We start from the raw sequence: 7,683 nt of genomic DNA on the forward strand, positions 1-7,683 counted from the left end.
TCCCGATTCCGTCATCAACATCACGTTCGCGCCACATTTTTCACGACACGGTTATGATGCACAGGTCCTGATCGCGACATGACGACTGGTCAGGGCAGGGGCGGTATCTCGATGGTTTTTCAATCCGTGATAGTCATCAAAAAAGAGAGTTCAGCGATGCAAATCCAGATCAGAAAATTTGCGCTGGCTGCTACTGCAGCCGCTTTCCTGTCCGGCTCGGCCGTTCCTGCGTTTGCGCAGACCGACGCCGCCAGCGCACCTGCTGCACAGGATGCCAAGGCAGCGAAGAGCGAGGCACGCAAGGCGGCCAGGGCCAAACGCAAGGCCGAGCACAAGGCCGCCCGCGCGAAGAACACCGCCGAGCTGAAGAAACTCGAAGATGCCGGTTACAAGCCGGCGGCCAATGATCCGAACTATCCGCAGAACCTGCAGAACGCGGAGAAGAAAGCCGGCGCTGCAGCAAGCCAGTAAGCGTCGTTGGCGGCAAGCCGCGGCTCGCACCGCGGGTTGCCGCATGCATCGCGATCACGCGATGCACACTGAAAATCACGTTCGGTGAATTTTCGTCATTTGATTTGGAATCCTTCTTTTATCGCCACGCACGACCGGCATCTCGAAGCGGTCAGTGTCGCGCGTCCGGCGCGGTCGCGTTCCCCGTCGTTTTCAGCCAGTCCTTGAATGCACGCACGGCATCGTCGTTCGCGCGTGCGGCTGCCACATACGTGAAGTAGCGCCAGGGCGGCAGTGCCGGTTCGCTGAATGGCTGCACGAGCCGGCCTTCGGCGATGTCGTCGGCGACGAGAGCGATCGGCCCCATTGCGACCCCGAGCCCGTCGAGCGCGCCTTGCAGTGTCAGGTAGAAATGCTCGAGCGTGAGCGAGTGCCGCGGCACGAGATTCGGATGCCCGGCCGCCGCGAGCCACTCGGGCCACATGCCGGGATAGGTTGCCGCGTGCAACAGCGTAAAGCCCGCGAGATCGGCGGGCGTGTCCAGCGGCCGACCCTCCAGCAACTTCGGCGCACACACCGGCAGCCGCACTTCGGACAGGAATTCCTCGGCGACGTAACCGTCGACGGCCTGCGGGCCACCGCGAACGATCAGGTCGACCTTGTCGCGCAATTTATCGATCGGCTCGTTTGACGTCGACAACCGCACCTCGATGGCCGGATGGGCGACCTGGAACGACGACAGCTTCGGCACGAGCCAGCGCAGCGAAAACGTGGCGGGCGCGCTGACGCGCAGCACGCGCTGCTGCGCGTGACCGAAGTGCTGCGCGGTGGCGAGCGCGATCCGGTCGAACGATGCGCCGACTTCGGCGAGATAGGCCCGGCCTGCGTCGGTCAGCTCGACGCGCCGGTTGTGGCGTTCGAACAACGGCCGTCCGAGCCACGCCTCCAGTTGCTGTACGTGCCGGCTGATCGCGCCGTGCGTCACGCACAGCTCGTCGGCGGCCAGCGTGAAGCTGCCGAGTCGTGCGGCGGCTTCGAACGCGCGCAGTGAATTCAACGGAGGGAGTCGTCGGGCCATTACTTTGTTTCGTGTGATATTTCTTCACACGAAGGTTCAGGTTTAATCGTTTGATCGGGCGATACAGCTCCGCCAATATGGCACACAAACGGCCGGCTCGGCCGAGCGAGTGTCTGAATTTCTCACATGGAGTGCGGAGCATGCCGAACGTGGTGGTAGTGGGTGCCCAATGGGGCGACGAGGGTAAAGGGCGCGTCGTGGACTGGCTGGCGGCCCAGGCCGATGTCGTCGCGCGCTACAACGGCGGCCACAACGCGGGCCATACGCTGGTCGTCGGCGGCAAGACGTACAAACTCGCGCTCCTGCCGAGCGGCGTCGTGCGCGGCAAGCGCGGCGCGATCGGCAACGGCGTGGCGCTCGATCCGGAAGCGCTGCTCGCGGAAATCGGGCGGATGGCCGAGCTCGGGCTGTCGGTGACGCCTGACAATCTGTCGATCGCCGAGAACGCGACGCTGGTGCTGCCGATTCACCGGGCAATCGACCAGGCGCAGGAGCGTCTGCGCCGGGAACCGATCGGCACCACGCTGCGCGGGATCGGGCCGGCCTACGAGGACAAGGTCGGGCGCCGCGGGCTGCGCGTCGGCGATCTCGCGGAGTCCGGCCGGCTTGCCGCCAAGCTCGACGTGCTCGTCGACCATCACAACGCGTGGTTCCGCGGCCTGGGGCTCGACGAATATGACCGCGACGCGATGCTGGCGACGCTGGTCGATCTCGCGCCGAAGATCCTGCCGTTCGTCCGTCCTGTCTGGGCCGACCTCAACGACGCGACCGATCGCGGCGAGCGCATCCTGTTCGAGGGTTCGCAGGCGGTGATGCTGGATATCGACTGGGGCACGTACCCGTTCGTGACGTCGTCGGGCACCGTGGCGTCGGCCGCGGCGGCCGGCACCGGGCTGGGAGCATCGAAGCTCGGCCATGTGCTGGGTGTAACCAAGGCGTATGCGACGCGTGTCGGCGGCGGCCCGTTCCTCACGGAGCTGGACGACGTCACTGGCGAAACGCTGCGCGCGCGCGGGCAGGAATTCGGCGTCAATACCGGCCGGCCGCGACGCTGCGGCTGGCTCGATGCGGCACAACTGCGCCAGGCCGTCAGGATCTCGGGCATCGATTCGCTCGCGCTCACGAAGCTCGACGTGCTCGACGGCTTCGAGTCGATCGAGCTGTGCATCGGTTACGAACTCGACGGTGCGCGTGTCGACCATCTTCCCGCAAGCCTCGATGCGCAGTCGCGCGCGAAGCCTGTGTACGAACGATTCGACGGCTGGCACGGCACCGTGAAGGGCGTGCGCGAGCGTGCGGCGCTGCCGCGCGCCGCGCAGGATTTCATCGCGCGCATCGAAGCGGTCGCGGGCGCGCCGGTGTCGATGATCACGACCGGTGCGGAACGCGACGACACGATCGTGTTGCGCAATCCTTTCGATGCGGCGGCGGCTGCGTAACGGGCGAGACAGGAAGGACGTAAATTGCGCTGCGGCGTCGCGGCAGGCGGGTCGTTTTTGCCGGCCCGGATGCACGCGACGAGCGGCTTCGCGGCACGATTCGGCATCCGGATCACGCCGCGTACGGCGAACTGGACACGCCTGCAGCGCTGCTGTACTGTTCCGCACAATTCGCGCCAGACCGGCCTGTGCCGGAGCCGCCGGCACCCAGGCCGCACGGCGGCGCGACGTGATCTCAATCCCGGGGACAGGTCGATGGACACGTTACAGATGATGCGCATTTTCGTCCGGGTCGCGGAGGAGGGCAGTTTCACGAGCGCGGCCCATCGCCTGGACATCACGACGGCCTACGCATCGCGTTCGGTCGCACAGCTCGAAACGCATCTGCGCACGCGCCTGCTCAATCGCAGCACGCGCCGCATTGCGCTGACCGATGCGGGGCAGCGCTATCTCGACCGCTGCCAGCGCATCCTCGGCTATATCGACGAAGCGGAAGCCGAGGCGGCCGACGCACAGGCGAAACCGTCAGGACGGCTGCACGTTCACGCGACGACGAGTTTCGGCCAGTCCTACGTGGTGCCCGCGGTCGTGCGCTACCGCGAACGCTATCCGTCGGTCGCGGTTGAACTGACGCTGTCGCAGCACGTGCCCGACATCATCGACGAAGGCTACGACGTATCTCTGCAGTTGAGCACGACCGAGCTGCCCGATTCCGGGCTCGTGTCGCAGCGGCTCGGCGACGTGGGCAGCGTGCTGTGCGCGTCACCCGCGTACCTGCAGGCGCGCGGCACGCCGCGCACGGTGAGCGACCTCGAAGGGCATGCGTGCCTGCAGATCGTCACGCCGCTCTTTCCGCGCGATCGCTGGCATCTCGACGGCCCCAACGGACGCGAAACGTTCGAACTGCCGTTGCCGGATTTCCAGGTCAACATCGCCGATGCGCTCGGTGCCGCGCTGCGTGCCGGCCTCGGGATCGGCTCGCTGCCGATGTCGGCCGCGCTGCCCGGGCTCGCGAGCGGCGCGCTGGTGCGTGTGCTGCCCGAATACCGGCTGCAGAAGCTGACGGTCTATACGCTGTATGCGTCGCGCCAGTATCTCGACGCGAAGATCCGCACATTCGTCGATTTCCTGCGCGAATGCGTGCCCGAGTTGCTGGCTGCCGACGAGGCTGCGCTGACCGCGTCGTGCGCGTCACGTCATTCCTGATTCAGCGATGGCTGCTGCGCGAGGGCCGCGCGTTTCTTGACCGGTTAAATAATATGCAGTCCTGTATTTTATGCGGATGTCGGCCGCGACTGCACGCCCGGTCCGGGAAACGTTGCCCGTGCAACCGGCGCGCCCTTATGAAAACGCTCGCTTTCGATATCGAACATCGTTGGTTCGATGCGTGGCACCGCCTGCGCTCGCGTGACGGCGTGGCCTGGCTCTGCGATCGAGCGCATGACAAGCAGCCTCGCCGTGTGCGATCCCATTCAGGGCGCGACGCGCGACAGCGGCACCGCTTCGCCGCGCAGCCTCGCGACGTCGCGACCCGGCGCATCGCCGAACAGCCGCGCGTATTCGCGGCTGAATTGCGATGCGCTCACGTAGCCTACGCTGCGGCACGCCTGCCGCGCATCCATCGCCGACAGGCACATCAGGCGGCGCGCCTCCTGCAGCCGCAGCACCTTCTGGCATTGCAACGGACTCATCGACGTGACCGCACGGAAGTGATGATGGAAGGTCGACGGGCTCATGTCGACCTGTCGCGCGAGTGAGTCGACCGTCATCGGATCGAGGTAATGGTCGCGAATCCACGCGACCGCGCGCGAGATGCGCTGCGTCGTGGAACCGGCCTCGCCGACCTGTGCGACGCGCGCGCCCGACGGGCCGCGCAGCAGCCGGATCAGGATTTCGTCGACGATCAGCGGTGCGATCAGGTCGAGATCGTCGGGTTGCGCGATCAGTTGCATCAGCCGCGCGACGGCGTCGACGATTTCGGGCGTAGCGTCGAGCGTATCGAGCGCGCCGTAGTCGACGGCCTTCGGCAGTCCGCGCGGAAAGACAACCGGCGTGAGCGCGGCGATGCGCACCGGATCGAGTTCGAGCTGCGCATAGAGGAACGGCTCGGCCGGGCCCGCACGCGTCACGCGGCCGGTGACGGGCACGTCGGCCGTCGTGACCAGCATCCGCGCTTCGTCGATCGCGTAGGTGTCGTCGCCGATCCGCATCGACTTCGCACCTTGCCCGACGATGCTCAGGCACGCGTGGTGCACGCCGTGGTTCCACTGCGGCGGCGCGACGGACGCACGCGAGATGCGCATGCCGCGCACCGGGAGGTCGAACGAACCGTCGTGCGGCGCGTACGCGGCGATCAGCGCCGCGAGCCGGGCCGCATGCGGCCGTGCCGGCGACCGGGGGTCGTGATCGGGCGAGGTGCGCGGTTGCGGTGGCGTTCGGGCGTCGATTTCCATGTTGCTGAGCGGGGGCTGAGTGAGCTAGGCGAGGTGCGCGGCTGCGGTTCGCCGTCGTGGTGAAGGCAGGGGCGCCGGCTCGGCGGTCACATCGTACGGCCAGTTGCGCGCTCGGGATTGCCTAAACCTGTCGGAAATTAGCCCGATCATCCGGACCTGCACGGTCGGCGGTCGCATCGCCCGTCATCGCATGGTGTGCAGCGCACAAATTCGGAAATTAAGGCAAAACAATCGCAGGATCGGGCAAGCCATTGTCCGGTGGTTTTCATACCATTGCAGCTGCTGAAAGAAATGTGTTCCAGCGCGTTTGGGGCGACGCGGGCAAGACCGTCGCATGTTGCGCGGCCGCCGGCGGCGCCGCTGCGCGTGTCGCCGCCGCGAACCGCTGGAAAAGACTCAGGACTGCTATCGAATGATCGTGTATCGGGCCAGCCGAGGCCGGCTTGCGTCCGTTGCATGCCGGCGCGCGCCCGTCGCGAGCGTACCGACCGACCCGGCGTGGCCGGCGTCGGCGCCGCCGCATTGGCCGGGCCGGTGCAGATCGACCGTGACGCGACGGCGCGCGCCGGTGGAACGGCAGCCGTCCGCGCAGGGGAATCCGGACAAATGGACCAACTTCAATCGATTCGGGCATTCGTGACGGTGGCAAGGGAAGGCGGGTTTCGCCGGGCGGCGACGCGGCTGCGTGTATCGACAGCGATGGCGAGCAGGCTGGTCGATGCGCTCGAGACACGTCTCGGTGCGCGCCTGCTTCAACGCAGCACCAGCCACCAGTCGCTGACGGAAATCGGCGAGCTGTATCTCGCGCGTGTCGAGCGGATTCTCGGTGCGATCGACGAGATCGACGGCCGTTTCGTCGCAATGGGCAACAAGCCGGAAGGCGCGTTGCGCGTGGCCGCGCCGGTCGCGTTCGGGCTCAGCCAGTTGAGTGCGTTGCTCGATCGCTTCGTGCACCTGTTTCCGGACGTGCGGCCGACCGTGACGCTGACCGATGCGCATGTCGACCTGACCGCCGAAGACATCGACGTCGCGTTCCTGACCGACGGCATGCCGGTGTCCGGTGCGCACGCGCTGCATACGCTGGCGGCGTACGAATCCGTACGCGTCGCGGCACCGGGTTACGTCGCCGCACATGGCGGCGCGGCGGCATCGGGCGACTGGCCGGACCTCGCGACCGTCCGGCTCGAGCTGCCGGCGGCCGACGACGATCCTGCGGCCGCGATTCGATCAGGCACGGTGCCCGGCAATGCGGGCGTCGGCCATCTCGAGATGGCACGACGGCTGGCCGTGGCCGGCATGGGCGCGGCCGTGCTGCCCGCGTATCTCGTCGACGCCGATCTGGCGGCCGGCACGCTGGTGCGTATCGCGCCTGTCCGCCCGCTCGCGCCCGTCACGCTGAGGCTCGCGCATACACGTGCCGCGCACTTGCCGGCTGCTGCGCGCGCGTTCATCGAATTCGCCGGCGCCGCGTTCCGGCCCGCGAGCTAGCGGCCGGTCGACTCCACGGCAACGCGTGCTCACCGGGCCGCGCACTCGCCGTTCTTTTTTCGGAAGCAGTTCGGCAAACGGACGCTCCGCAGGGTGCAACGTACACCCGAAGCAAGCGCCCGCATGGATGGCGGACCGGAAGCGACAGTATTCCGTCCGCGCATGCAGGCCGTGAGGAGATCTGGTGATTCCCATTGAAGGTCGTCTATTTGTGAGAGGTCGCTCCATGCGCGTCGAACGGGTTCCATACCGCTTAATCACTGCCGCAACGGCTGCCGTTTTCCTGGCCGCGTGCGGGAAGAAAGAATCGGCACCGCCGCCGCAAACGCCGGAAGTCGGCGTCGTCACCGTTCAGCCGCAAGCCGTGCCGGCCGTGACCGAACTGCCGGGCCGCACCAGTGCATTCCTCGTCGCGCAGGTCCGCGCACGGGTCGACGGCATCGTGCTGCGCCGTGAATTCATCGAAGGCACCGACGTCAAGGCCGGCCAGCGTCTGTACAAGATCGACCCGGCACCCTACGTCGCCGCGCTGAACAGCGCGAAGGCGACGCTTGCACGGGCGCAGGCGAACCTCGTCACGCAGAACGCGCTGGTCGCACGCTACAAGGTGCTGGTCGCCGCGAACGCAGTCAGCAAGCAGGACTACGACAACGCGGTGGCCACGCAAGGCCAGGCCGCGGCGGACGTCGCGGCCGGCAAGGCGGCGGTCGACACCGCGCAGATCAACCTCGGCTATACGGATGTCGTCTCGCCGGTCTCGGGCCGCGTCGGCATC

At 67.0% G+C, this 7,683-nt stretch carries 7 protein-coding genes; 5 read left to right on the plus strand and 2 right to left on the minus strand.

Going from position 1 to position 7,683, the window contains the following annotated elements:
* Positions 1-156 precede the first annotated feature (156 nt).
* Positions 157-471: a DUF4148 domain-containing protein gene (locus tag U5798_RS33580; protein ID WP_322084520.1), complete on the plus strand. Its 315-nt coding sequence runs from the start codon at positions 157-159 to the stop codon at positions 469-471.
* Between the two features lie 151 nt (positions 472-622).
* Here U5798_RS33580 and gcvA read toward each other — a convergent pair whose 3' ends face one another.
* Complete coding sequence (gene gcvA / locus U5798_RS33585; protein WP_124456716.1) at positions 623-1,528, minus strand: transcriptional regulator GcvA; 906 nt, start codon at positions 1,526-1,528, stop codon at positions 623-625.
* A gap of 140 nt (positions 1,529-1,668) precedes the next feature.
* Between gcvA and U5798_RS33590 the strand changes: the two genes are divergently transcribed.
* Together U5798_RS33590 and U5798_RS33595 are read left to right on the plus strand one after the other, a co-directional pair.
* A complete protein-coding gene (locus U5798_RS33590) occupies positions 1,669-2,967 on the plus strand; it encodes an adenylosuccinate synthase (RefSeq protein ID WP_124456717.1) in 1,299 nt (432 codons plus the stop codon).
* 255 nt (positions 2,968-3,222) lie between these two features.
* A complete protein-coding gene (locus tag U5798_RS33595; RefSeq protein ID WP_124456718.1) occupies positions 3,223-4,173 on the plus strand; it encodes a LysR family transcriptional regulator in 951 nt (316 codons plus the stop codon).
* A 266-nt stretch (positions 4,174-4,439) separates the two neighbouring features.
* Here the strand turns inward: U5798_RS33595 and U5798_RS33600 are convergent, their stop codons facing one another.
* Complete coding sequence (locus tag U5798_RS33600) at positions 4,440-5,420, minus strand: AraC family transcriptional regulator (RefSeq protein WP_124456719.1); 981 nt, start codon at positions 5,418-5,420, stop codon at positions 4,440-4,442.
* A 606-nt stretch (positions 5,421-6,026) separates the two neighbouring features.
* Between U5798_RS33600 and U5798_RS33605 the strand changes: the two genes are divergently transcribed.
* Together U5798_RS33605 and U5798_RS33610 are read left to right on the plus strand one after the other, a co-directional pair.
* On the plus strand, positions 6,027-6,908 hold the full coding sequence (locus U5798_RS33605) for a LysR family transcriptional regulator (RefSeq protein WP_322084517.1): 882 nt from the start codon (positions 6,027-6,029) through the stop codon (positions 6,906-6,908).
* 226 nt (positions 6,909-7,134) lie between these two features.
* Positions 7,135-7,683, plus strand: a 549-nt coding sequence (locus U5798_RS33610) for an efflux RND transporter periplasmic adaptor subunit (protein WP_322084518.1), incomplete at its 3' end; no start/stop codon positions are given.

The organism is Burkholderia sp. BCC1972 (genome assembly GCF_905339605.1).
In the GTDB taxonomy this organism is placed as follows: Bacteria; Pseudomonadota; Gammaproteobacteria; order Burkholderiales; family Burkholderiaceae; genus Burkholderia.

Coding starts and splice junctions, on each gene's coding strand:
- U5798_RS33580 (WP_322084520.1), top strand. CDS start 157: ATGCAAATCCAGATCAGAAAATTTGCGCTGGCTGCTACTGCAGCCGCT.
- U5798_RS33595 (WP_124456718.1), top strand. CDS start 3,223: ATGGACACGTTACAGATGATGCGCATTTTCGTCCGGGTCGCGGAGGAG.
- U5798_RS33590 (WP_124456717.1), top strand. CDS start 1,669: ATGCCGAACGTGGTGGTAGTGGGTGCCCAATGGGGCGACGAGGGTAAA.
- U5798_RS33605 (WP_322084517.1), top strand. CDS start 6,027: ATGGACCAACTTCAATCGATTCGGGCATTCGTGACGGTGGCAAGGGAA.
- gcvA (WP_124456716.1), bottom strand. CDS start 1,528: ATGGCCCGACGACTCCCTCCGTTGAATTCACTGCGCGCGTTCGAAGCC.
- U5798_RS33600 (WP_124456719.1), bottom strand. CDS start 5,420: ATGGAAATCGACGCCCGAACGCCACCGCAACCGCGCACCTCGCCCGAT.